The organism is Emticicia aquatilis, assembly GCF_014644295.1.
Taxonomy (GTDB): Bacteria; Bacteroidota; Bacteroidia; order Cytophagales; family Spirosomataceae; genus Emticicia; species Emticicia aquatilis.
The window spans coordinates 354,638-379,995 of the sequence record NZ_BMKK01000006.1; the positions used below are offsets into that span (position 1 = coordinate 354,638).

The 25,358-nt window shown below is 36.3% G+C and carries 24 protein-coding genes; 11 read left to right on the top strand and 13 right to left on the bottom strand.

Annotation, left to right across the window (positions count from 1 at the left end; all coding sequences use genetic code 11):
- Positions 1–224: 224 nt before the first annotated feature.
- Genes IEX65_RS16515 through IEX65_RS16525 form a run of 3 tightly spaced genes read right to left on the bottom strand, consistent with a single transcriptional unit; the run spans position 225 to position 4,730 of the window.
- Positions 225–3,551 carry a DUF4175 family protein gene (locus IEX65_RS16515; protein WP_188767430.1) on the bottom strand — a complete coding sequence of 1,109 codons (3,327 nt, stop codon included), beginning with the start codon at positions 3,549–3,551 and terminating at the stop codon, positions 225–227.
- A gap of 24 nt (positions 3,552–3,575) precedes the next feature.
- On the bottom strand, positions 3,576–4,337 hold the full coding sequence (locus IEX65_RS16520) for an exodeoxyribonuclease III (RefSeq protein ID WP_188767431.1): 762 nt from the start codon (positions 4,335–4,337) through the stop codon (positions 3,576–3,578).
- 33 nt (positions 4,338–4,370) lie between these two features.
- Positions 4,371–4,730 carry a hypothetical protein gene (locus IEX65_RS16525; protein ID WP_188767432.1) on the bottom strand — a complete coding sequence of 120 codons (360 nt, stop codon included), beginning with the start codon at positions 4,728–4,730 and terminating at the stop codon, positions 4,371–4,373.
- Positions 4,731–4,766: 36 nt separating this feature from the next.
- On the opposite strand from IEX65_RS16525, the gene IEX65_RS16530 reads away from it, so the two are divergent.
- On the top strand, positions 4,767–5,453 hold the full coding sequence (locus tag IEX65_RS16530; protein WP_188767433.1) for a ComF family protein: 687 nt from the start codon (positions 4,767–4,769) through the stop codon (positions 5,451–5,453).
- 53 nt (positions 5,454–5,506) lie between these two features.
- Here the strand turns inward: IEX65_RS16530 and gldJ are convergent, their stop codons facing one another.
- From gldJ to IEX65_RS16545, 3 genes are all read right to left on the bottom strand, one after another.
- Positions 5,507–6,793, bottom strand: a complete 1,287-nt coding sequence (gldJ, locus tag IEX65_RS16535) for a gliding motility lipoprotein GldJ (RefSeq protein WP_188767434.1) — start codon at positions 6,791–6,793, stop codon at positions 5,507–5,509.
- Between the two features lie 104 nt (positions 6,794–6,897).
- On the bottom strand, positions 6,898–10,236 hold the full coding sequence (gene mfd, locus IEX65_RS16540; RefSeq protein WP_188767435.1) for a transcription-repair coupling factor: 3,339 nt from the start codon (positions 10,234–10,236) through the stop codon (positions 6,898–6,900).
- 553 nt (positions 10,237–10,789) lie between these two features.
- Positions 10,790–11,680: a polyphosphate kinase 2 family protein gene (locus IEX65_RS16545; protein WP_188767436.1), complete on the bottom strand. Its 891-nt coding sequence runs from the start codon at positions 11,678–11,680 to the stop codon at positions 10,790–10,792.
- Between the two features lie 184 nt (positions 11,681–11,864).
- Here IEX65_RS16545 and msrA point away from each other — a divergent pair, with 184 nt between their 5' ends.
- Positions 11,865–12,437 carry a peptide-methionine (S)-S-oxide reductase MsrA gene (gene msrA / locus IEX65_RS16550; RefSeq protein WP_229250721.1) on the top strand — a complete coding sequence of 191 codons (573 nt, stop codon included), beginning with the start codon at positions 11,865–11,867 and terminating at the stop codon, positions 12,435–12,437.
- Between the two features lie 4 nt (positions 12,438–12,441).
- On the opposite strand, the gene IEX65_RS16555 is transcribed toward msrA, so the two are convergent.
- On the bottom strand, positions 12,442–13,056 hold the full coding sequence (locus IEX65_RS16555) for a nitroreductase family protein (RefSeq protein ID WP_229250723.1): 615 nt from the start codon (positions 13,054–13,056) through the stop codon (positions 12,442–12,444).
- 294 nt (positions 13,057–13,350) lie between these two features.
- On the opposite strand from IEX65_RS16555, the gene IEX65_RS16560 reads away from it, so the two are divergent.
- From IEX65_RS16560 to IEX65_RS16590, 7 genes are all read left to right on the top strand, one after another.
- Positions 13,351–13,977, top strand: coding sequence for a lipoprotein (locus tag IEX65_RS16560; protein ID WP_188767438.1), 627 nt, complete (start codon positions 13,351–13,353; stop codon positions 13,975–13,977).
- 85 nt (positions 13,978–14,062) lie between these two features.
- Complete coding sequence (locus IEX65_RS16565) at positions 14,063–14,698, top strand: hypothetical protein (protein ID WP_188767439.1); 636 nt, start codon at positions 14,063–14,065, stop codon at positions 14,696–14,698.
- Positions 14,699–14,737: 39 nt separating this feature from the next.
- The gene (locus tag IEX65_RS16570; protein WP_188767441.1) at positions 14,738–15,472 is read left to right on the top strand and encodes a hypothetical protein; all 735 of its coding nucleotides are present in this window, start codon (positions 14,738–14,740) and stop codon (positions 15,470–15,472) included.
- Complete coding sequence (yidD, locus tag IEX65_RS16575) at positions 15,399–15,791, top strand: membrane protein insertion efficiency factor YidD (RefSeq protein ID WP_188767443.1); 393 nt, start codon at positions 15,399–15,401, stop codon at positions 15,789–15,791. Before IEX65_RS16570 ends, yidD begins: the two co-directional genes overlap by 74 nt.
- Positions 15,792–15,793: 2 nt before the next feature.
- Positions 15,794–16,621 carry a tetratricopeptide repeat protein gene (locus IEX65_RS16580; protein WP_188767445.1) on the top strand — a complete coding sequence of 276 codons (828 nt, stop codon included), beginning with the start codon at positions 15,794–15,796 and terminating at the stop codon, positions 16,619–16,621.
- A gap of 10 nt (positions 16,622–16,631) precedes the next feature.
- The gene (locus tag IEX65_RS16585; RefSeq protein WP_188767446.1) at positions 16,632–17,471 is read left to right on the top strand and encodes a tetratricopeptide repeat protein; all 840 of its coding nucleotides are present in this window, start codon (positions 16,632–16,634) and stop codon (positions 17,469–17,471) included.
- Positions 17,472–17,602: 131 nt separating this feature from the next.
- Positions 17,603–18,118: a hypothetical protein gene (locus tag IEX65_RS16590; protein ID WP_188767447.1), complete on the top strand. Its 516-nt coding sequence runs from the start codon at positions 17,603–17,605 to the stop codon at positions 18,116–18,118.
- 52 nt (positions 18,119–18,170) lie between these two features.
- On the opposite strand, the gene IEX65_RS16595 is transcribed toward IEX65_RS16590, so the two are convergent.
- From IEX65_RS16595 to IEX65_RS16615, 5 genes are all read right to left on the bottom strand, one after another.
- Complete coding sequence (locus tag IEX65_RS16595) at positions 18,171–18,830, bottom strand: 3-keto-disaccharide hydrolase (RefSeq protein WP_188767448.1); 660 nt, start codon at positions 18,828–18,830, stop codon at positions 18,171–18,173.
- A gap of 121 nt (positions 18,831–18,951) precedes the next feature.
- Positions 18,952–19,968 (bottom strand): WD40/YVTN/BNR-like repeat-containing protein, encoded by a 1,017-nt coding sequence (locus IEX65_RS16600; protein ID WP_188767449.1) that lies wholly within the window; start codon positions 19,966–19,968, stop codon positions 18,952–18,954.
- A gap of 219 nt (positions 19,969–20,187) precedes the next feature.
- On the bottom strand, positions 20,188–20,934 hold the full coding sequence (rnc, locus tag IEX65_RS16605) for a ribonuclease III (protein WP_188767450.1): 747 nt from the start codon (positions 20,932–20,934) through the stop codon (positions 20,188–20,190).
- 9 nt (positions 20,935–20,943) lie between these two features.
- On the bottom strand, positions 20,944–22,191 hold the full coding sequence (gene fabF, locus IEX65_RS16610; RefSeq protein ID WP_188767451.1) for a beta-ketoacyl-ACP synthase II: 1,248 nt from the start codon (positions 22,189–22,191) through the stop codon (positions 20,944–20,946).
- 127 nt (positions 22,192–22,318) lie between these two features.
- Positions 22,319–22,555, bottom strand: a complete 237-nt coding sequence (locus IEX65_RS16615; RefSeq protein WP_188767452.1) for an acyl carrier protein — start codon at positions 22,553–22,555, stop codon at positions 22,319–22,321.
- 241 nt (positions 22,556–22,796) lie between these two features.
- On the opposite strand from IEX65_RS16615, the gene kdsA reads away from it, so the two are divergent.
- Both kdsA and IEX65_RS16625 read left to right on the top strand, forming a co-directional pair.
- Entirely contained in the window at positions 22,797–23,606 is an 810-nt protein-coding gene (gene kdsA / locus IEX65_RS16620) for a 3-deoxy-8-phosphooctulonate synthase (protein ID WP_188767454.1), read from the top strand.
- A gap of 131 nt (positions 23,607–23,737) precedes the next feature.
- On the top strand, positions 23,738–24,067 hold the full coding sequence (locus tag IEX65_RS16625; protein WP_188767456.1) for a DUF3467 domain-containing protein: 330 nt from the start codon (positions 23,738–23,740) through the stop codon (positions 24,065–24,067).
- An 83-nt stretch (positions 24,068–24,150) separates the two neighbouring features.
- Here the strand turns inward: IEX65_RS16625 and IEX65_RS16630 are convergent, their stop codons facing one another.
- Entirely contained in the window at positions 24,151–25,284 is a 1,134-nt protein-coding gene (locus IEX65_RS16630; RefSeq protein ID WP_188767458.1) for a DmpA family aminopeptidase, read from the bottom strand.
- Between the last annotated feature and the right edge of the window lie 74 nt (positions 25,285–25,358).

The following is a 25,358-nucleotide window of genomic DNA, read 5'->3' on the forward strand; positions in this document are numbered from 1 at the left end:
TTCACGTGAAACGTGAGTTTTTGACTTTGTGTTTTGGAGGAATTTCTTCCGATGGTTTAGGTAAAAATAAATCAAAATAATATTAACTATAAAAGGGATTCTAAAGACTTCTTTATTGGTGCTAAAAAATAAAACCTTTCTAAGACTAATATATAGATAAATTTATAAGTCAACAAAAAAGGGACGCATTTAGTGCGTCCCTGCAAATTTACTAAGAAAAACGTTTACTTGATTTTTCTAAAATAATTATCCGTTTGTTTCTTATAGAATGGTGTATAATTAGGCGGAACTGTACGAATTAATTCCACTTGCTTTTGTTTCTCTTGTAAGAACTTATCCATTGATGGTGGAGACTGACGATTAAACTGTTGGGCAGCCTTTGATTGACGTGTAGGGTCTTCTTCTTGCTGTTGAACTGCCTTCTCAGCTTCAAGCAATCTTGTTTGAATATCACGAGAGCGTTTAATCAAATCGGGGTTTATGCGTTTATTTACTAAATCTGTCTCGTTCTCATCCATTTTCTTTTCAAGTTCCTTTAATTCACTACCAAGTTTCTTACCTGGATCTGTACCTTTCAATTCCTCTTGCATTTGTTGAATGCGTTTTCTGAGTTCGGCTTGTTCTTGTGCAAGCTTTGCAGCTTCTTCTGATAATCCACGACCTGACTTACCTGATTTAGATAATTGCTCCATAGATTTATTGAGTTGGTCTTGCTTCTCTCCCATTGAAGATGGCGATGGAGCTTTACCTTTTTTGCCTTTGCTACCACTTCCCGGCATTGCGTTAGCCATCATTTGCTGCATCTGGCTAAAGGTATCGCTAAGCATTAAAGCAAGGTTATTAATAGAAGTCATAGAGAATTGTTGTTTAGCAGATGCTACATTCAATTTACGTTCTTTAATAAACTTCACGCTTTCATCCATTGAGTTACGCATAGATGTGACTTCTTTTGTCACGAAAGATTGAATTTGAAGGACTCGCTTGGCCAGTGAATACAAACTATCCTCAATCATTTTAGCATCGTCTTGAATCTTCAATTGGTCTTGCGAGAGTTTCACGAATCGAGGGTCTGCAACATTCATATTACGGAAGTCTTTCATAATCTTCTCTTGGTCGAATGAGAGCTTGACGAGATTCTCAAGAATCGCTCTTAAAGCATCCATATCTTCGTCCATTTCTTTCATTTCTTGTGACTGCATCGACTCTTTCATTTTCTGAGCCATCTTCTTCATTTTTGAAGCAGCTTTCTTTTGGCTCTTAGATGCAGCACCACTTTGCTTTTGGTCGAGTTGTTCTTCTGAATTTTCTTGTTCTTCAGACACCTCTTCTTGCTCTTCTTTCTGCTCATCGAATTCTTTCTTGAGTTCTTTGCTCAATTTTTCGATGTCTTTCATCTGTTCTTTTTTATCTTCAAACTCTTTCGAGAGCTTTTCTTGCTCTTTTTTCAGTTCTTCATTCTTAGCATCTTTTTGTTGTTGATTTTGCTCTTTCTCATTTTTCTGAGATTCGTCACCCAATTTATCTTGTTTCTCGGCGAGTTTCTCCAGTTCATTGGCAGTTTTCTCAACCTTTTGTTGCATTTGAAGTTGTTTGAAAAGTTTAAGCGTACGGTCAATGTCTTTATCCATATTACGCTCTTGGTTTTTTAGCTTTTCAAGTTGCTCAACAGTTTTCTCATCTAAACCTTTTTCCATCATTTTTTTCAACTCCTCATACATTTTGTTGGTTTCATCATTCATAATTTCTTTCATCAACTTTTTGAGTTGGTCCATTTTTTTCTGGAGTTCGGGAGATTGTTGCTGAAAACGGTTAGTTTTCTCTTGCATCTTTTCAAACTGCTCTTGCATAGCTTTCATCTCTGACATTAACTCGTCACGCTTTTTGAGCAATTCTTCCAATTGTTTTTTCTCTTGAAAATCTAAGTCTTTTTTACTCTTTAATTTATTCTCTAAGTTATTGAGGTCATTCTTTAATTTCTTAGACTTCTCATTGAGTTTCTCAAGCATATTTTCGGTCTTCTCAGTCGCTTTTTCAACTTCGGCGTCATAATTCTTAGCCGAAGGAAGAGCAAATGTCAGAACGGGTGTTTTTGTGCTTTTAGAGCCATTTACACCATCATTGTCCCAAACCTGCAAGAAGTACTCAACTTTCTCTCCAGGATTGAGTTTTAAATCATTTAAGGGAAACTGATAATAGAAACTTTGAGAGATTTGAGTTTTATTAAAAGCCACATCAACCGAAGTAAATGCGGGTGCTTGGCTTTGAGTAATATCTCGCACAGGACGATAAAATAATTTAAATTGAGCTAAACCATAATCATCGTTAATATTTCCACCTAAAACTATATAATTGAATAGTGTAGTATCACGGATTTGTTCGAGTTGAATCTGTGGATATTTATCAGGAATGACATTTATATAGAAATCAATATTTTCACGATTAGTACTAAACTCGTTTTTAAGCTGAATTTTGTACGAAGATGAGTTTTTCAAGCGACGAACATAAGAAAAATTATCTCCAAAACCATCTTTAGATAAATGCTTAGGTTCGTTTTCAAATAGTAAATACAAAGAATCTGTATTAGCAGCTCTAAAGTTCCACTCAACAGTAGTCCCTTCGGGAACAACAAGGTTTCCAACATTATCAAAACTTTCGTTTGATTTATTCAAATACGAAGGATAGTTTAAGGCAACATCAAAAGAAAGTAAGTTTGGACGACTTATTAATTCAAGTTCAAATTCATTTGATTTAAAACCAGATGCTAAAAAATGAAAGTCAACTGGATTTTGAACTTTTGAAAAAGTAAAAGTATAATTCTTGTTATCAACAGAATTCATTTTAAACTTACGGTCATTGGCAACTAAATAAACAGCCTCAGGAACTGCATTACCAATAAGCGTAAGGTTCAGGTTGAAATCTTCGTTTTTTACTGCTTTTAACTCTTCATTTGTTATTTTAAACTTGAAAGGTGCTTCTTCGGCAAAATCTTTCTGAAAATAAACAATACGTTCAGTACTGCTTTTGAAAAATTTAGGTGAAACAGCCGCAATCAAAAGAATAAGTAATAATGGTGGAATGGCATATTTCAAGTATTTCTTATTTTCGTCAATCTTGATAGCATCAGCAAACTTAACAAAACGTAATTCATTAGCTTTTTGGGCGATACTTGCTTGTAATAAAGAATTGTCTTTATCAGAGATTTGAGCTAATTGAAGCGTATTGAGTAGCCTATCCCCTATTTCTGGGAAAAATTTACCAATTTCATTCGCAGCTTTTTCGTAAGTAAGTGGCTCGTTAAAATGAAAAAGATAAAGTAAAGGCTTAACTACCCACGCAAATAGTGAGTAAATAACCATTCCGAGAAAACTAAAAAACAAGATTGCTCGAATAGTTGAGTTAAAACGACCGAAATATTCGACTGTATTAACTAATAAGAAGGCAGAGAATATCAAAGCCAAAGTAAATAAAGACCCTTTAATGAGTAGGTTTTTATAATACTTCCTTTTGTAATCGTCTATTTTTTCAAAAATAGTTTTTACAGATGTTGACATGATGGTATAAGGTTTAATAAATTTTTAAAGCAAGTTTAATTCAATTGGGCAATGGTCAGACATCAATTGGTCGGGGTGGATAGCTGCACTTGCTAAACGACTTTTGAGGCTTTCGGTAACAAAGTGATAGTCAATACGCCAACCTAAGTTTTTCTGTTTCGCTCCTGCCCTGTACGACCACCAAGTGTAATGATGTGGCTCTTGATTGAAATGTCTAAAAGTATCAACGTAACCAGTATCAAGAAATTTGCCAACCCATGCACGTTCTTCGGGTAAGAAGCCCGATGAATTTGCATTACCCTTAGGGTTATGGATGTCAATCTCCCGATGACAGATATTTACGTCACCACTAATAATTAAATTAGGTAACTCTTTTTCAAGTTCTTTTATATAAATGTAAAAATCATCTAAGAAAGTCATTTTCAGACCTTGACGTTCATCGCCAGATGAACCTGAAGGAAAATACATACTTAGAATAGAAAAAGTATCGAAATCGGCTCTGAGAATTCTACCTTCATCATCAAAAAGAGAGTTACCAATTCCGTACTGAACGTTGTTAGGTTTGATTTTAGTTAAAATGGCAACGCCACTATAACCTCGTTTTTGTGCAGGATACCAGTAACAATAATAATCAAGTTCTTCAAAAAGCGGATTTACCAATTCAGTTTCAGAAAGTTTAATTTCTTGTAAACATAAAATATCTGGGTTACTTGATTTTAACCAAGTGATAAGGCCTTTATTTATTGCTGAACGCACGCCGTTTACGTTATATGAAATAATTTTCATTTTAAAATATATAATAGTTTTATAAGGATTAGATTAAACATGTAAGCCAACTTCTTTTCTAAAATACTCAATTACGAAGTGTTTAAGTAGTTTTTCTTGTGAAAGCATATCAAAATGTGGTAAAGGAGTGATTAACTTCCAATGTGGCCAGCCTTCTTCGTCTCTGCCTTCAAGTTCGTAATAGCCGCCAAAACTTAAAACCTTACAAATTGCGATGTGCATAAGGTCTTGTTTTTGTTCTTTTGTAAAAACTTTTTTACCTTGTCCAAGTTCTTGAACGCCGATAAGAAATAAAACACCGTTGAGGTCAGTTGGTTTTTTGCCGAGGTTATTTTTTAGGAAACTTTGTAAAGTTTGCCAATTTTCTTTTAAAATATTGTCTTCTTGAGTCATATTAATTTATTTGATATACAAACTTAAACAATCACTATGAAATGGTTTAAGCATTTTTTAGATATAATCTATCCACGTACCTGTGAAGCTTGTGGAGAAGCTCTTTTGGGCGGAGAAAATCTGATTTGTACAAATTGTATGATTGATTTGCCACGCACCAATTCACACATTCAAAGACTTGATAAAGTTTCAAATCGTTTTTGGGGTAAAATTCCAGTGACTGATACCATTACCTTTATGAAGTTTTCAAAGAAAGGAAAAGTTCAGAAACTGCTACACGAACTGAAATATAGAAATAAACCAGAGGTTGGAAAGTATTTGGGTAAAATCTATGGAGTTGATTTAAAAGCAGTGGGTTTTGATGAAAAAATTGATTTAATAATAGGTGTACCACTCCATCCAACAAAATTAATACAAAGAGGTTATAATCAAGCAGATTGCATTGCAGAGGGGCTTTCAGAGGCGTTAAATGTACCTTATGATACAAATGCAGTAAAAAGGCTTACACATACCTCAACACAGACAAAAAAGAGCCGCATAGAGCGTTTTCAGAATGTAGAAAATATATTTGAAGTTATTGATAATGAAAAAGTTAGAAACAAAAGAATAGCTATTGTGGATGATGTGTTGACAACTGGCTCAACTATAGAATCACTTGGAATAACACTATTAAATGCAGAAGCAAAAGAGATTTCGGTGATAACAATTGCGGCAGCATTCTAAAACAAAAAATCCCCTCTTTTGGGAGGGGATTTTGCTGATAATCAGTATTTTAATTATAGCTTACGTTTACCTTTTGGCCCGATTGCAATCATTGCACAACGGAAACCGATAGTAGCAGTAGAAGAATCTTGGTCTAAATAACGACGAGTACCTGGTGATAACCAATAAGCTACATCATTCCATGAACCACCTTTGTAAACTCTCAAGTTATTGTCAATCAAAGAGTTATATCCTTTTTTGTCATAAAGTTTTTCTTCATCCAAGAAGTCATTACGACGGATTGGGTTCAAATCATTAACATCTTGGAAAGAGTTTGGACGATAAAGGTCATATACCCACTCATTTACGTTTCCTGCCATTTGATATAACCCGAAGTCATTCGCAGGGAACTCATAAACTTCAACTGTAATAGTTCCTTTGTCATTTTGATGACCCGCAATACCAGCATAGTCACCACGGCCACGCTTAAAGTTAGCAAGCATAGTTCCTTTAGCCTTTCCTTTGCTTTTACGCATTGATGAGCCATCCCAAGGATAAATACGTTGATTTGATTGATTCTCGTCCATATACTGCGTACCAATGAGTGCTTTGGCAGCATATTCCCACTCAGCTTCAGTTGGGAGGCGGTAAGCAGGTAAAACGTTTCCAGACTCAATAGCTAAACGACCACCAACTTTAACCGTTGGTGCTTCGGCAGCGGCACCTTTTTTAGATTTTTTACCTAAACCGCCACTTTTAGATTTTTTAGCTTTATCGCCAAATCTAACAGCCATTTCACCGTTTACAGCCTCAGTTCTCCATTTACAGTAGTCAGATGCTTGTACCCAAGAAACACCAACAACTGGATACATACGAAAACCAGGGTAACGGAGATACTGCTCAGTAAATTGGTCATTGAAAGATAGTTTACTTAACCATACCGTTGTATCAGGTAATGCTGTTTCGTAAAATTCTTGAGAAGAATCTTTTTGAATAGCGTGAAGGTATTCTAACCAGTGAAGGTTCGTGATTTCAGTTTCATCCATATAAAAAGACGAAACCGTTACTGTTCTTTCAAGGTTGTCACGAGAGAAAGTTACATCCTCCTCAACCGTACCCATCGTAAAACGACCTCCTTCGATAAACACAAGGTTAGGACCTGCTGGCTGGCCTTTGAAGTCTTTAACTTGTAAACCTTCAGGCTCTTTTCCTTTCTTACTTTTCTTGTTGTATGCAATACCAGTGGCAGTACTTTTACGGCCCGGATTGATACTTGAAGCTTTCTTTTTGCTCGAACAACCACTTAGAATTAGCATGAACGCTAACGCAACCGCAGTCGAACTAAAAAGTAGTTTTTTCATTTTCGGAATGATTTTTGTTAATTAAATTCGTTTTGCAAAAATAGGTAATTCAATATATATTTCAGTAGAAATCTGAAAATCAATTACTTAAGAAACATGATAAATTAGATAACACCGCTTAATAATTTGTCTAATTCATCGATTGATTGTACTTTTTCGACTGTAAGTAGCAGTTTAGACTTAATTTCTTTCAAAGAACAATGTTTAGGATTATTCTTAATATAATCAAGAATTTTGCCAAACTTATCGGTCTGAAAATATTCTGTACGCTCTTGTGAAACGAAGTATCCTTTTAGGATATTGTTTTTCAAGGTTAATTTTTCAAAACCAATCTGTTCGGCTTTCCATCTAATTCGGGCAATTTTGAATAGATTTTCAACTTCTTCAGGCATTGGACCAAATCTATCAACCATTGATTTTTGGAATTCCTGTAACTCTTCTTCTCTTTCAATGTTGTCAAGTTGATTATAAAGCGAAAGTCTTTCGGAAATATTGCTTACGTAACTCTCAGGAATAATAATTTGTAAGTCGGTTTCAATTTGGCAATCTGGAAGCCTTAAATCAACAGCCGAAGACAAATCTTTTGTAAATAGGTCTTTAAATTCGTTCTCTTTCAGTTCTTGTACTGCCTCATCTAAAATTTTATGATAAGTTTCATAACCCAAATCGTTAATAAAACCGCTTTGTTCGGCCCCTAAAAGGTTTCCTGCTCCACGAATATCCAAGTCTCTCATCGAAACTTTGAAACCATCTCCTAAATCTGAAAATTCTTCGAGTGTTTGTAAACGCTTACGAGCATCTTTTGAAAGCAACGATACTGGTGGAGTAAGCAAATAACAAAAGGCTTTTCGGTTTGAACGCCCTACCCTACCACGCATTTGGTGAAGGTCAGACATCCCAATGTTTTGGGCTTGATTAATAATAATGGTATTGGCATTAGAAATATCCAAACCCGATTCAATTATATTGGTAGAAACTAAAATATCATATTCGCCTTCGATGAATTTCATCATTACTTTCTCCAACTTGTCTCCGTCCATTTGTCCGTGGGCGATTCCAATCTTAGCATCAGGAACAAGTCGAAGAATAATGTTGGCAATTGACTCAATGTCATTCACTCTATTGTGTACGAAGAAAACCTGTCCACCACGCTTCAATTCATAGCTGATTGCATCTCTGATAAGTTCCTCTTTGAAAACATGCACCTCGGTCGTAACAGGTTGGCGGTTTGGTGGAGGCGTAGAAATAATAGATAAGTCTCTTGCCCCCAGTAACGAAAAATGTAAAGTTCTCGGAATTGGCGTTGCAGTCAAAGTCAGCACATCGACGTTATGTTTTATTTCTTTCAAACGGTCTTTGGCTTTTACACCAAACTTTTGTTCTTCATCAATTATAAGTAAGCCGAGGTCTTTGAATACAATATCTTTATTAAGGATACGGTGCGTGCCAACAAGAATATCAGTCTTGCCTTCCTTTATATTCTTTAGTGTTTGGGTGATTTCCTTTGCTGTTCGGAAGCGACTAATTTCTTCAATATTTACAGGTAGTTTAGATAGCCTCTCAGAAAAAGTTTTGTGGTGCTGCATAGCCAAAATTGTAGTAGGTACTAAGACCGCCACTTGCTTACTATCGGCTACTGCCTTGAAGGCTGCACGAATAGCAATTTCAGTTTTTCCGAAGCCAACGTCTCCACAAACCAACCTATCCATCGGGTATGGTTTTTCCATGTCGTCTTTGACGTCGCTCGTTGCTTTTGCTTGGTCGGGGGTGTCTTCATAAAGAAACGAAGACTCTAACTCGGCTTGCATAAAACCATCTTTTGAAAATTGAAAGCCAGGTGCAAGGCGACGCTTGGCGTATAAGGCAATCAACTCTTTGGCAATATCTTTTACCTGTCGTTTGACTTTTGATTTTTTGTTTTCCCATTCGCCCGAACCCAACTTACTCATAGTTGGTGGAGCACCTTCTTTACCTGAATATTTCGCAATTTTATGTAAAGAATGTATATTTACGAGTAAAATGTCATTATCACGATAAATCAACCTTACGGCTTCTTGTTCTTTATGGCCAACCATAATTTTTTCTAAACCCACAAATCGACCGATTCCATAATCAATGTGCGTAACGAAATCGCCCGTTTGGAGTGATTTTAATTCTTTCAAAGTCAATGCCTTTGACTTACTAAATTTATCACGTACTTTAAATCGGTGATAGCGGTCAAAAATTTGGTGGTCGGTATAGCAAGCAACTTTTGTAAGTTCATCAATAAAACCCGCACGAAGTGAAATTTCTAAGGCATTGAATTTGGTGAGCGGGTCTATCTCTTCAAAAATAGATTCAAGTCTATTTAGTTGTTTGAGCGAGTCAGAAGTAATAAGTGTCGAAATACCATTGAGCTGGTTTTCTTTTACATTATCTATTAGTCTTTTAAAATCCTTATTAAATGAAGGTTGGCTCTTGGAAGGAAAAACCATTTTCTCAGAATCTTTGAAATAGGACTTCGTACCGAATTCTATTACATCAAATTTTTTTAGTTCGTTGAGGTAGGTTCTTCGGGTTTCAAAAAGTTCTTCGGGCTTTAAAATGATTTTTATTCCTCCGCTTTGTTCGAGTATTTTATGAAATTGCTGTTCAACATTATTGAAACAATCCTCCATGCACTCTAAAGAATATTCTGCGTCTTTTATCCATATAACGCTTTTATTACGAATAAAATTAAAGAAAGATTCTCTTGTTTCTTGAATCAACTTGTTTTGAACGTCAGGAATTACATTGATTTGCTTGACAGACTGCATTGATAGCTGTGACTCTGGGTTGAAAAGTCGGAGGCTATCAATTTCATCGCCAAAGAGTTCGATACGACAAGGAAACTCAGAGGCATAAGAGAAGATATCGACAATACCACCACGAATCGAAAACTGCCCAGGCTCATAAACGAAGTCTGTTTTTTCAAAATCATACGATACCAGTAACTCCGAAATAAAACTTACATCGAGCTTCTCTCCTATTTTAATTTGAAGCGTGTTGGCAATTAATGATTTCTTGTTAATTACTTTTTCTGAAAGAGCTTCGGGGTAAGTAACGATTAAAAGATTGGTCTTTTCATTGTTTAGTTGATTCAATACCTCCGAACGTTGTAACACATTGGCATTATCTATTTCTTCATATAAGTAAGGCTTCTTATATGACATCGGAAAAAGATAGACGTTCTCTTCTCCCAACAAATTTTGTAGGTCGTTATAGAAGTAGGCCGCATCTTCTTTGTCATTCAAAATAAAAATATTGTGTTGGGGATTTACTTTATAATTGACCGAAGCAATGATTGCATCTAAACTCCCCGATAGACCTTTGATATATACATTCTTTTTTGATTTTATTTCTTCAAGAAGAGTTTTGATAAAACTATCTTCTTCATAAATCTTTAATAATTCGTGAGCTTTCACTTTAATTATGCTTTTATAAATACGAAAGGGACGCAGATATAATTCTGCGTCCTGCTAAATATGACACAAATGTAAAAAACGACTCTCAATATTGCCCTCAAAGTTGAGAAAATATATGAAAATTAGAAATTTGATAATTTTTTTAATATTTTAATATAAGTTATTTGTTATCAGTTGTTTATGTAAAAAATGCAATAAATTATAATATCGTAATTTATTTTTTATTATATTTTTATACGAAATAAATAAAATTCTAATTCTTGAATTGTTCAGATAAAATTTATCTGAAATTTTCACTTAGTTGAGTCAAATTTCAGATAATCCTCTTCGATTAATCTGTGATTTTTGACAAAAATACCTTCAGAAAACAAACGTATATATAAGAAAACGGCTCTTTATACTCCTCCTAAAGTTGAAAAAATATGCAAAAAATAGAAATTTGATGATTTTTTAAATTTATTAAGGTATAACTTGTTTATTATAAGGAATTTATGTAAAAATGACACCGCTTAATAATGTCGTTTTTTGTTATTTATTTTGTTTTTATGCGAAATTATTCATTATCTTGTAATCGAATTTTTTCAATCAAACCCTTCAAAGTTGCTTGTCTTGTTGCATCAGATTTTGGATAATCCATATCAAGTGATTTTAGCTTTTTGGCAAGAATACTCGCTACAATCAATCGCATATTTTTTTTATCGTCCGCAGGAATAATATACCATGGGCATTGGTCAGTTGAAGTGGCATTGATGACATCTTCGTACGCTTTTTGATAGTCGTTCCAGAACTCTCTTTCCTTTACATCTTGCTCTTCAAACTTCCAATTTTTTGAAGGGTCTTCAATGCGTTCAATCAATCTTTCTGATTGTTCTTTTTTTGAAACATTTAGAAAAAACTTCACAACATGGATGCCATTTCGAGTAAGGTATTTTTCTAAATTGGCAATATCCTCATAACGGTTTTCCCACACTTTATCTAAATCCTCAGAGATTTCGGCTGGGAGACGTTGGGTATTAAGAAGAATCTCTGGGTGAACTTTTACTACCAAAACTTCTTCGTAATAAGAACGATTGAAAACTGTAATTGTTCCACGTTCGGGTAATTGCAAATTTGTTCGCCACAGAAAATCATGGTCGAGTTCGGTTTCGGTTGGACGCTTGAAAGAATAAAATCTCATGCCTTGTGGATTGACTCCCGAGAAGACAGCCTTCAGTGTTCCATCTTTTCCTGCGGCATCCATCGCCTGAAAAATAACCAACAAACCATATCTATTATGAGCAAACATTTTTTCTTGTAGTTCGTCAAGTTCGGTTTGGAGTGACTTTAAAGCTGTTTCATAGTCTTCTTTATCTTCATAAAAATCATTAACTTTGGTCTCAGATTTTTTAATCGAAAACTTACCTTTACCGTTAAACTTAAAGTCGTCAATATCAATTTTCTTCATTGGATTGTAGATTTTGCTATGCAATGTAGCGTGATGGTTTCTGAAAGAGTTAATTTAAAATTTGATTTAAGGAAACATAACCCAAAAGTAAATTGTTAAAATGAAATACAATGTCCCACTAATTGTACTTCTGTTTGTTGGATATTTGTCCAATGCTCAAGTCGTAAAAAACAAAGTTAAGAAAATGAATCAAGAAAATGTAAAAGTAGAAAATACGGCAGTATCAACAAATAAAGTTGCCACTTTGGCTGCTGGCTGTTTTTGGTGTGTTGAGGCAGTATTTCAGAAATTGAAAGGTGTTGAAAAAGTAGAATCAGGCTACATGGGCGGTACACTCAAAAACCCTACGTATAAAGATGTATGTACTGGTCAGACAGGCCATGCCGAAGTTTGTCAGATTACGTACAATCCTAATATTATTTCGTTTGAAGAATTATTGGAAGTATTCTGGAAAACCCATGACCCGACAACGCTTAATCGCCAAGGTGGAGATATCGGCACTCAATATCGCTCGGCAGTATTTTATCATGACGCTACTCAAAAACAAATTGCCGAAAACATTAAAAATGATTTGAGCCAATCTGGTGCTTATGATGCTCCAATCGTTACGACTTTCGAGCCAGCGAGTGTTTTCTACAAAGCCGAAGATTACCACCAAGATTATTTCAATCTGAATGGGCATAATCCATATTGCCAAATGGTAGTAAAACCAAAGGTTGAAAAATTCAAAAAAGTATTTAGCGATAGAATTAAATAAGACATTACTTGTACCAAACAAGTACGTCCTCTTTCTTCTTTCGTTGAATGTCAGGTACGGTTGCGTCATCGGCAGGATAACCAACAGGTATCAATAAGAATGGGCGTTCATTAGCAGGACGGTTTATAATCTTAGTCAGAAAATCCATTGGGCTTGGTGTGTGCGTGAGTGCAACCAAGCCTAATTTGTGTATAGCCGTAAGCAAAAATCCACACGCAAGCCCGACCGACTCATTGACACAATAGTTCTGGTGCTTCTTACCTCCTACTTCAAATTCGTATGCTCGCTTGAAAACGATAATCAAATACGGAGCAATTTCTAAAAACGGTTTTTGCCAATCAGTTGCAAACGGTTTTAGGTCTTGTTTCCAGTCTTCAGACATCCTACTTTCATAACTAATGCGTTCTTCTACTTCGGCAGCAAATCTAATTTGCCTTTTAAGTTCGGGAGATGAAACAACACAAAATGTCCACGGTTGTTTGTTTGCTCCTGATGGTGCGGTTGAAGCGGACATCACCAAGTTTTCGATTACTTCTGCTGGAAATGTTTTATCAGAAAAGAATCTCAACGAGCGACGTTTGTTGAGGTGTTGAAAAATTTCTTTCGATTTGGCAATCAAATCCTCCTAACTCAAATTTGATGGATTTGAATAATCTATATGCTTATGTTCGGATTCCATAAAAAATAATAATTGACCGTTAAGTAAATTTTTTTTGGATTTTAATGAATCAAAAAATACAAAGATAAAATTTTTGTGTTGATTTGCATTTTATGAAAAATAGGTCAATTTCAAAGGTTATTTTGAGTTATTAAGAAAAAAACAGTTTTATGTTTAATATCACTTTGTAAATCAATTTAAAATTTTATTTTTGTATCTAATAATCATTCTCTTAACTTTTAAAACATTTGTTCTATGAAAAAATTAATCCTATTCCTTTCAGCAATCGTTGTATTAGCTTCTTGCCAAAAGAAAGAATATGCTTCTTTCCAAAAAACTAACACTCCTACCTATGCAGTTGCTAAAAAACAAGCAGTAGCCGCTCAACCAACTACTGAAGTAGCTGTTGTAGAAGAAGCAACCGCTTCGATTGTAGCTCCAACTGAGACTGCACTTTCGGCAGATAATTCAGTAGCAGTTTCTTCATTAAATACAGAAACTACTCCTGCTCCAGTAGTTGCTGAAAGCCAAGTAATGACTTTCAACGAGCAATCGGTAAATGCTGAGTTTGAAAAATTGAATAAATTAGAAGAGTATGTGGCTTCACACGAAGGTACAACAATCGAAGACGTAAAAGATACAGAACTTACTAAAGATTTAAAATTAGATACAAACGTAACTAATGCTGTTGCAGCTGGAGATTTGCCATTAAACATTCCTGCTTTCTGGTGGGGTTGTGTACTTGGTTTACTTGGTGTTTTGGCAGTTTACTTAATCACTGATAAAGACAAAGAGCAAACTAAAAAAGCACTATATGGTTGTTTAGCTTGGACAGTTCTTTGGGTAGTTTACTACTTTGTAGTATTAGCTACATTTAGATAATAATAAATATTAGTATCCTCAAAAATAGCCCAAATCAAAAGATTGGGCTATTTTTGTTTATTGATAGTCACAAAAATCCAATCTTATGAAATCTATAATTATTTCCACCATCGCATTGGTCTTAGCACTTACTTCTTGTCAACAAAAGCAATATGCTTATGTGCAGCAAGGTAAAGTAGAAAACTTTGAGTCTTCGAGAAAGGTAACCCAAAGCCAAGTTGCTAATCAGACCAAAAATGAAATTACAAGCACAATAACCAACAATATTAACGAAACAAATCAACTGGCTGCTTCTGAAGTCTTAGTACTAAATGAAGAAACAGCGTCTTTGAATAATAATATTTCGGAGAATGAAGTTTTAGTATATAATCAAGAAAGCATAAATTCCAATTTTGAAAAACTCAATAAAGTTGAGGCATTTGTTGAACAAAATACCGAAGCGAGTTTTGAAACAATAAAAAATACTGACTTATTAAAAGACATCGAACTTGACACCAATACTTCAGCCAATGTTACAAAAGATAATGACTTACCACTGAATATTCCAGCATTTTTGTGGGGATGTTTCTTAGGGGGATTGGGTATATTACTTGTCTATATATTTACAGAAGATAAAGAACAAACTAAAAAAGCTCTCTATGGATGTTTGACTACTGGTGGTGTTGTGGCGGTCATTTACATTGTCTTGATTGCAATTGGATTGAGTGCAGGAACATTGTAAGAGCAAGACTCGCAGGCATTTTACTTGAAAATCTATTTTATGAAAAAAAACATTTTTCTCTTATTAATGACATTTATGTTGGGCGTACAGTTTGCTAACGCCCAACAATTTTATAGAGTCAAGGCTGATGTATCTATCAAAGATAAATTATCGAATGGCTCGTATCGTTTAACAGTCGGTAAAGTTTATTATGACAAAACATCGCTAAAAGTAATTTATAAACTCACCTTTCCCCAAAAAGAAACGATTATAATTAAAGATACAACTTTGTACAAAATCACTAAAGATAGTGTTTTGGTGCAGAGTGTTTTGGCTTCCAATGAGTTCTCGATTTTTCATTTAGCCCTTTCTGGAAAATTGGCTGATTATGGTCTCAACTCTGGCAATGTGGCTAAAATATATAAAATATCAAAAGTAGAAAAAGACAAAGATGGACGAGTAATAACTACTTGGAGCGTAGTAGAAAAGCAACTCATGAAGACCCTCGGCAAAATAAAAATGGCTAATGTTAACAAAAAATTAGATGCGATTGCCTTTTATGATGCCCAAGATAAATTACTTAGCCAACAGTTTTTCAAAGAATACTCAAACTATAACGGCGTTGAATTTCCGAAGCAAGTAACACAGATTTCAATAAATACTGATGGAACACAGAATATTCAACAAACAACCTATAAAAATATTATCATTGACCAAGAAGATGAAAACGAAAGTTATAACTATCCTATTCCTACTATCACTAAGCCTAAGCAGTCAGCTAAAAGCCCAAAGTAAGTCGGAGGTAAATTTGCTTCGTGGGGTTATTCAAGCTCCACAAAAGAGAGTATATAAAGAAGCTAAAGGTAATCGCAACGAAGTTCAGTATTTGTTTTCGGGGCTGTTTCTTTTCTACAAAACCTTTTTCTCTTCGCAAGACCTAACGGTTTGTACATTTACGCCGTCTTGCTCAGAGTTTGGTATTTTGGCGGTTAAAAAAAGCGGAGTTGTCATGGGAGGAATCAAAACGATGGATAGGCTTACTCGCTGCAATGGCCTTAGTCCCGAAAAATACGCAATTGATTTTAAAGAGAAATTACTGATAGATAAGCCTTGATAATGAAAAAAAAACTGTTAATACTTTTTATAATATTTTATACCACGAACGTCTTTTCTCAAGACCTCTATAATTTTGAAAACACAAAAAAATTTGCCGAATACTTAGCCAAGTCTGGCCAATATGATTTGGCGACTCGTGAGTTTGAACGCCTCACATTTATGTCGCCCGACAACGATACTTTAAAAACATCTCTCCTATCAATGTATCGTCGTTCGGGAAAATACGATGAAGCACTCATCAGAGGAAAACAACTCTACCCCGAACTTACAACCATGAGTGCCTCATCGGCCGTTGAATATGGCCGAACGCTTCTTCTGAAATCTGAGTATAAATCAGCAAAAACCTTTTGGGATGCTAACTTAAAATTATCAGCTGCCGATAAAACAATCCTTTCGGCTACTTCAGATATTCTACAAGATAATTATAAGAGTGCCAATGAGTTATTACAAACGGTCAAGCCAGAAGACCACCGATTAGCTGCAAACTATAAAGACTTGGCCGAGCAAGCGATGGCAATCAAGCGTAAAAGTCCAGCGGTTGCGGGTATTATGTCGGCAATTATTCCTGGTACTGGACGTATGTATGTAAAAGATTGGAAAGACGGAATCGTGTCACTTTTCTTTGTCGGAACAATGGCGGTTCAGTCTGTAAGAGGATTTAATAAAAGCGGTGTCAAAAGCACCCGAGGCTGGATTTATGGCGGAATAGGCTTTGGGTTTTATTTAGGAAATATCTACGGCTCAGTGGTTTCGGCAAAAGGCTATAATAAAAAAAGCCATTTAGGTATCCGAACCAAAATAGAAAATCTTTTTAATAGCTATTATTGAGTCGATAATTATGCAAAAAATACTTTTAATACTTTTTATATTAATATCACGGATTTCTTTTTCGCAAGACCTCAAACAAAGCTTCGATTTTGCTAACGAACTCTTTGCCAAAAAAGATTATCTCGGAGCAAGCGTTACGTATCGAAGAGTAATTTATTTTGATAAAACCGAAGTATATCGAAAAGACTGCTATAAGAATATAGCCGATTGCCTTTACGAAACACAGCAGTACGAAGAAGCCGCCGATTATTATGAATTAGCATTTTTTCAACAAAAAACCGATAGTGCAAAGGCCGAAGTGATATTCAGAAAAATGTCTTGTTACCTTATTCAAAATAACTTTGAATATGCCGAAATCGAGTTACTAAATTTACCATCAAAGCTAAATACCGAACAAGCCAAAAGAAAAATATTCTATACGGGAGTACTCAATTTTTCAGTAGAAAAATACGATTTAGCAAAGGCACAGTTTTTATCATTGGTTGACTCATCGAATATTGAGTCGAGAAAAAAAATAGAACAGTTATTTATAAAAAACGAAAAGATAAACAAACTCAACCCCCGAGCAGCACGAATTATGAGCATGATAGTGCCGGGGCTTGGACAGTTTTATGCGGGCGATATAAAAAATGGTACAAATTCAATTATTCTTACAGTTGGTATTGCCACATGGGGAATTATGGCCGCCATCAAAAGTTCAAGCCCTTTTGATGTGCTGGTAACTGCTGCTCCGTGGTTTCAGAGGTATTATATGGGAGGCTATAAAAAAGCTGAGCAAATTACTATCAACGAAAAAAAGAAACGTCGCTCAAAGGTCTATAATCAGATTTTAGATGAAATTTTAAAGTAAAATCGTCTGCTTTTCGGATTTCCGACCGCTTAATTGATTTTTAGGTCATTTTTCCCTTTTTACTTTTGTTATCAAAATACCAATGTATAAATTTCGGACTTAATAGAACTATCCATAAAAATTAAAGTATCATGAAAAAATTACTCACAGTTGCATTATTAACAATATCGTGTTTCTTGTATTCCGAAAGTATCAATGCACAATCATTCGAAAAAGGTCAAAAGAACTTCAGTGTTGGCGTTGGGGCTGGATATGGCCTTGGAGTAAATGTTGGTGTTGATTATGCTATCTCGGATTTGATAAGTATCGGGGCTATTGGGGCTTTCTCTTCAAGAAGTTATGGCTATGTACTTTCTAATTACCGTGTAACATATCTGAGCGTAGGCGGAAGAGCAGCACTACACTTTGGTAAGTATTTGAAAGAAATAGGTATTAATGAAGACAAATTAGACCCTTACGTTGGTGCAGTAGGAGGTTTTAGAACCGTTAAATACAACGACACTTATTCAACTTATTATAGTGGAGCAGCTGCTGGCATTATGTTAGGAGGTTATGTAGGAGCAAGATATTACATTAAAGAAAAATTAGCTATTTATGCCGAAGGTGGTGTGCCATATAGCTCACTTGGTATTTCTCTTAAATTCTAAGATGTCAATACAAAAACAAAAAAGGAGAGCTTTCAACGGCTCTCCTTTTTTGTTATAACTCTTTTATCTTGATACTCTTAAACGACACCATATCGCCGTGGTCTTGAAGGGCTATTTTGCCTTTTGCGTGGGCTTTTGCAAACTCCCAGTTGGCAAATTTACTTTTAGCTACCATCACTTGCCAGTCGGTGCTACCGTATTCGTATTCAACCATTTTCTTGCCATTTAGCCAATGTTCAACGTGGTTATCTTTTACTATGATTTTACCAGTATTCCACTGCCCTGCTGGCTTTACAACGGTTAGGTCGGCAGGCACTTGCATATCGTAGTTTGCAGCGGTTTTCTGTACATCCTTAATCGGCGAAGGATAATTCTTATCATCAATGATTTGATACTCCGGCCCTGACATGTAAGAAGCTTGAGCTTCTGGTGTTTCCAAAACTTTATAGATTACACCGCTATTACCTTTTGGGGCGGCTTTAAATTCAAAAGTTAGTTCAAAGTCTTCGTATTCTTTATCGGTCACTAAATCACCATTGCCACCGTGTGTCATCAATATACCATCCATCACATGCCAGCCTTTCACAGTCGTTTCGTGCCAAGTATGCCAGCCTTTGGTCGTTTTACCGTCAAATAAGTTTACCGTTTTGCCTTTTTGGGCATAAGCAAATGTGCTACAAGCAACAAGTGCCAAAACCATTACTTTTTTCATTGTTTTAGAGAGTTGAATTTTAAAATTTTTGAAAGACCTACTTTATATCTTTGAAAGTTTTTAAAATTAAGAAGATGCTTTTGAATTAGCAAATTTGTAGGAGCGTATTAGTCAAACAGAGTTATTTACCAACAGATAAATTACCAGTGTTTTTTTCTTCAACTATTTTAAGTAAAAGAATCGTTCTGGCACTACCAATCGAAATGGCTGTTGTAGGAGAGGTAAAAACAGTTTCGTAAATATTAAATGCCTTATTGAGTTTTTCACCAAAGACTTTGTAGTTGCCAGTTTTGTCACCCAATACAACTTGACCATTACAGGCTGAATAAATTTCGTATTTTTCGTTGGCTACACGGCCCCAAAGCAAACCAGAAGTAGGAATCTCTAACTTTTGCGTTTGGTTGTGAATACGGCCTTTTTTGCCCATCCAGCCGCCCATTGCAATAAAGTCTTTCGAGTTTTCAAACTGAATTTCGTGGAAGATGCTATTGCCTATTTTTTGTTTCTTTTCCCACTGCTCATTTTCAAAAGCATACAAATGAGTTTTGTTGGGTGTGTACATCAAAGCATAAACCTTTTTATCGAATTCATTGTATTTTACGCACCAAACCATCTTAAAGGCATTCTTATACACCCGTTTCCACGTTTTGCCCTTATCGGTTGTTTTCAAAATAAATCCAAACGGAACTGTCTTTTCGGAATGTGCAATAGCAGAATTACCACCACAAATAAAAGCTGTTGAATCATTCACAACTGTAAGGTTATAGAAACAAGCTTTTTCGTAGCCTTTGATTTTGATTGTTTCCCAAGTATTGGTAGTCAGATTGTGCTTATAAACAATGCCTTTATCGCCACTAATGATAAGGTTTTCTTTATCAAAATGGTCTAATTTATAAATATCAACGTTTTCGCTTGGGTAGCTAATGTTAGAGAGATTTCCTTCGGCGTCGATAGATTTCAATGTGCCGTATTTCCCTCCTATCCAAAATTTGTCGCCTACGGGTATAATGTCATAATAAGACGAATCCGAATAGGAAGTCCCTTGTTGCAAAACCTGAATATTTACCTTTTGGGAGTATGAAACACCGCAAGTTAAAAATAGTAATAGGCCGAAAGTTATTTTAGGTAAAAGTTTCAACAAATGGCAGCTTATAAGTAATGGTGGTTGAATTCTATCAAATCACAAAAATAGATACTTGTAGGGATTCTGCAAATAAATTCAAATCATTTTACTAAGAGGAAGGGCAAATACAAAAAAATGAAGTGAAAAAATAAGGTTACGGAGAAAACCATCAAACCAATAAACTTGTGGAAGACTTCAACGTTTCCTAAAAAAATAACCAGTAACTAATCTCGATTAAGATTTTATCTCCAAAGCTTCGCAAGCACGGCGTGCTGCTTCTTGTTCGGCTTTCTTTTTGTTCCATCCCCCACCCTTACTCACGGCTTCGCCATCGACCGAAACTTGAGCCACAAATTCTTTGTGGTGGTGCTTGCCGTTTTCTTGAATAATCTCGAAAGTAACACGTTTGCCTTCTTGTTGCGACCAACTCAGAAGAATACTTTTGTAGTTTGTATTAGTTTGAATGACCGTATCAAGGTCGAAGTAGTTGGCGATTAGTTTCTTTAAGATAAACTTCTTGGTGAAACGAAAACCTTTGTCGAGATAAATAGCCCCGATGAGAGCCTCCATGGCATCGCCATACATTGAAGTACGGTTATGAGCGACTCTTTGTCCATCGAACTCAATGAGTCGCTCTAAACCTATCTTACGTGCTAAAACGTTCAATGACTCACGGTTTACGATTCGAGAACGAATCTCGGTCAGAAACCCCTCATCTTTAAACGGATATTTTTTGAAGAGGTATTCAGCTACAATCATACCCAAAACAGAATCACCGAGGTATTCGAGTCGTTCGTTTGATTCTCTGAAACCACCAATATTTGTTTCTTTAGATGCAGATGTGTGTCTAAAAGCAAGCTGATAGAGCAAAGGATTTCCTGGCTTTTCGCCAATTATCTGCTCCACTGATTTTCTAAAACTGCGTTCCTTAGAATCAGATTTGAAAAATCCCCAAAAAGAGTTACTAACTTCCGACAACACGATTCGTAATTAAATTTTCTTAAATATCAACGTAGCATTATGCCCACCGAAACCAAAACAATTACTCAAAACTACATCTATTTTTCGAGCTTTCGCAACATTTGGTGTCAAATCTATTCGAGGGTCAATTGACTCATCAATATTGAAGAGATTGATTGTTGGTGGAACTACCTGATGTTTGATTGCTAAAACGGCAGCAACCGATTCAACCGCACCAGCAGCACCCAATAGGTGGCCAGTCATAGACTTGGTTGAGCTGATACTCATTTTGTAAGTATGGTCGCCAAATAACTTTTCGATTGCCTTAATTTCTTGCGGGTCGCCAAGTGGAGTTGATGTACCGTGCGTATTGATATAGTCAACTTCTTCTGGTTTGATACCTGCATCTTCAAGGGCATCAACCATTGATAAATATGCTCCTTCGCCTTCTGGGTGTGGAGCCGTAATGTGATACGCATCTGAAGAGAATCCACCACCGATGATTTCGCAATAGATTTTAGCTCCACGAGCCACAGCGTGTTCGTATTCTTCTAAAATCAAGGCAGCACCACCATCGCCCAATACAAAACCATCACGGTCTTTGTCGTACGGACGAGAACCCGTTGCTGGGTCGTCGTTTCTTTCAGACATGGCACGAAGACCATTGAAACCACCGATACCCGCTTGAGTTACGGCTGCTTCTGAACCACCCGAAACACAAACGTTGATTCTGCCTAAACGAATGTAGTTGAAGGCGTCAATGATAGCATTGTTAGTGGAAGCACAAGCTGAAACCGTGATGTAGTTTGGTCCACGGAAACCATATTTGATTGAGATTTGGCCAGAAGCACTATCTGCAATCATTTTGGGAATAAAGAATGGGTTAAACTTCGGAGTTCCGTCGCCGTTCGAGAAATTGATAACTTCTTCTTCAAAAGTTTTCAAACCGCCGATACCCGACCCCCAAATTACGCCAACTTTATTTTTATTGATACTTTCTAAATCAAGACCAGAATCTTTGACGGCCTCATCGGCAACCACCATTGCAAACTGGGTGAATAAGTCCATCTTACGAGCATCCTGACGTGGAATGTACTGCGTAACATCGAAATTTTTTACTTCACAGGCAAATTGCGTACGAAACTTACTCGCATCGAATCTGGTTATAGTAGCTGCTCCACTTTTACCAGTTGATAGCCCTTGCCAAAATTCTTCTACCGTATTACCGATAGGTGTTAATGCTCCTAATCCTGTTACAACTACTCGTTTGAATGCCATAAAGTGTAAATGTTTGTGTCAAAGTAAAAAAATACAGAGCTCGTGGTACCGAGTTGGGAGTGAATATTTATACAAAGATAGATAATCACACCAAACTCGATACTCGGTACTCGGTACTTAAGAATACTTATTTAGAATTTTCTTCCAAGTAAGTAATAGCCTGACCTACTGTCTGGATATTTTCTGCTTGGTCGTCTGGAATAGAGACATTAAATTCTTTTTCAAATTCCATTATCAATTCTACGGTGTCGAGAGAATCGGCTCCTAAGTCATTTGTGAATGAAGCTTCTGGAGTTACTTCTGATACATCAACGCCGAGTTTCTCAACGATAATTTGCGTTACTTTAGTTGCAATTGCTGACATTTTGAACTGTAGTTTGGTGAAAAACGACTGCAAAGAAAACGCTTTTAAACGAAAACAACAAAATACAGGAAATTTTTTTAGTACGAGAATTGTTTAGACCTTTGCAGTAGATTTTGTTAAATTGCTCTTTTGCAACGAAAAATTGGGTAAAATGTTATGAAAAATGCCCAATTTGCCTTGAAAAATATTCAGTTGACAAATAAAAGAATTGTAAATAATTATTATAAAAATAGACAAAGCATTGAAAATCAATCATTTAAAAAATCAGGATTCGGGCAATTTTTTCCTCATAGCTGGCCCGTGTGTGGTAGAGGGGCGTGATATGGCATTGGAAATTGCCGAGAGAATCAAAAATATAACCGACCGCTTGGCTATTCCGTATATTTTTAAGGCATCTTATCGTAAAGCAAATCGTACGAAACTTGATTCGTTTACGGGCATTGGAGATGAGCTTGCTTTAGGGATTTTGAAAGAGGTTGGACAGACTTTTGAAGTACCAACCGTTACTGATATTCACGAATCAGAAGAGGCGGCTTTGGCGGCACGATACGTTGATGTTTTGCAGATTCCTGCTTTTCTTTGCCGTCAGACTGAGCTTTTGGTAGCTGCTGCAAAAACAGGCAAAGCTGTAAATGTGAAGAAAGGACAGTTTATGCACGGCTCGGGAATGGGTTTTGCCGTTGAAAAAGTAAAAGCCGTAAATCCAGATGCCGATGTGATGTTGACAGACCGTGGAAATTCGTTTGGATATTCTGACATCGTGGTTGATTACAGAAACTTAGTTGAAATGAAAGCATTCAATGTGCCAATCGTGATGGACTGCACACACTCGCTTCAACAACCAAATCAATCGTCGGGTGTGACAGGCGGAAAGCCAGCTCTTATCGAGACAATTGCTAAGGCTGCCATTGCCGTCGGAGCAGATGGTATTTTTATAGAAACACATCCAAATCCTTCGGTGGCTAAGTCAGATGGTGCAAATATGTTGGCTCTTGATAAGCTGGAGGGTTTACTTGAAAAACTGTTGAGAGTAAGAGAAGCGGTAAGATAAGAAGCTTTTTTGAAGAAAACCGACCACAGAATAACAAATTAGGGGGGAATTTTATTTTTAAGAAAATGATTCTTATATTTGGTTAACCAACCAATCTGATGACTCCCAACTACTTAAATATACAAATAATAATGGCAAAACGCAAAGACATTCAGGACGAACCTGAACAACAGATAAATATTGAGTTATCGGAAGAAATGGCCGAAGGAGTTTATGCAAACTTAGCGATGATAGCTCACTCTAATACCGAATTCGTAATTGACTTTATCAGATTAATGCCTGGTGTACCGAAGGCAAAAGTAAAGTCAAGAGTGATTCTGACTCCCGAACACGCACAACGTTTATTGACTGCGTTGCAGGATAATATCGCTAAATACGAAGATAATTTTGGCAGTATCAGAGAAACAAATGAAGCATTGCCTTTTCCAATGAACTTTGGTGGCCCAATGGGCGAAGCATAACATTGTGGGGCGAACCGAGCGACGTTCGCTTTCCATTGACTTAAAAAAGCCTCGAATTTCGAGGCTTTTTGCATTTGTAAGGTTTATTTTATTCTGTTATATTTCTTTAAAATTTCGATGGTTTTATCAATCGGTAAGGCCTCAACTTTTGTGTTTTCAAAACCAGTCAAGGTTTCTGCTGCAAAAAGTGAATTGATGATTGCTTCTTCGGTAGCTTCGATTACTGCTTCAAAAAGTAAATCTAAGTCGTTGTTTCTCAATACTTTAAAAGTTTCATACATGGATTCGGAATTGTGTGCTATTCTTAAATCTTCGGCCGTAGAAGCTGCAATTACGTAGTCGCCGCTGCCGTTGGCTGCCATTCCGCCAGTTCTACCTAATCCCAACATTGCACGTGCGGCTAAACGCTTTAGATTTTTGGCACTGAGGGGTGCGTCGGTCAAGACTACAATCATACATGAGCCATCATCTTTGTAGGCTTCATCAATTTTGCTGAATTTGTGTTTTTTCAATTCGATACCCACTGGCACACCATTTACTTGAAGTACACCACCAAAATTAGATTGAACTAAAACACCAACCGTATAGCCACCTTTCGATTTTGGTAAAATTCTTGAAGAAGTGCCAATTCCGCCCTTAAAACCGAAGCAGACGGTCCCTGCACCAGCACCTACATTTCCTTCTTCCACTGGCCCTGTTTGAGCCTTTTTGAGAGCTTCCAGTACGTGTTCTTTTGTGATGAACCTTCTGCGAATATCGTTTAGGCCGCCATCGTTGGTTTCGCCTACGATGGGATTTACGCTTCTGACGTCTTTGTTTTCGGGAGATTGAAAAGTATAGTCAATAATTGCTGCAGAGGCCGTTGGTACGGAAAGTGTGTTGGTGAGTACAATTGGTGTTTCGATATTGCCCAGTTCTTCTACTTGCGAATAACCTGCCAGTTTCCCGAAACCATTGCCGATGTGAATGGACGCAGGAATTTTATTTTGAAAGATATTTTTATCGTGTGGTAATATGGCGGTTACGCCCGTGTGTACGCCATCGGCTTGATGGAAAGTCACTTGTCCGACCTTTACACCAGCAACGTCAGTAATGGCATTGAGTTTGCCAGTTCGGAGTACGCCGATTTCGATGCCGTAATCTCTTGCTCGTTTTTTTTGAGCAAAAATTGTAAGGTTTGATAGTAAACAAATGAAGAGTAGGAGGGATTTATTCATGTTGGTTTTCTTTGGTTGATGATTTTCAGTAAAGATAAAAATTCTACTTAATCAAAACCAAAGAAAACCGTATT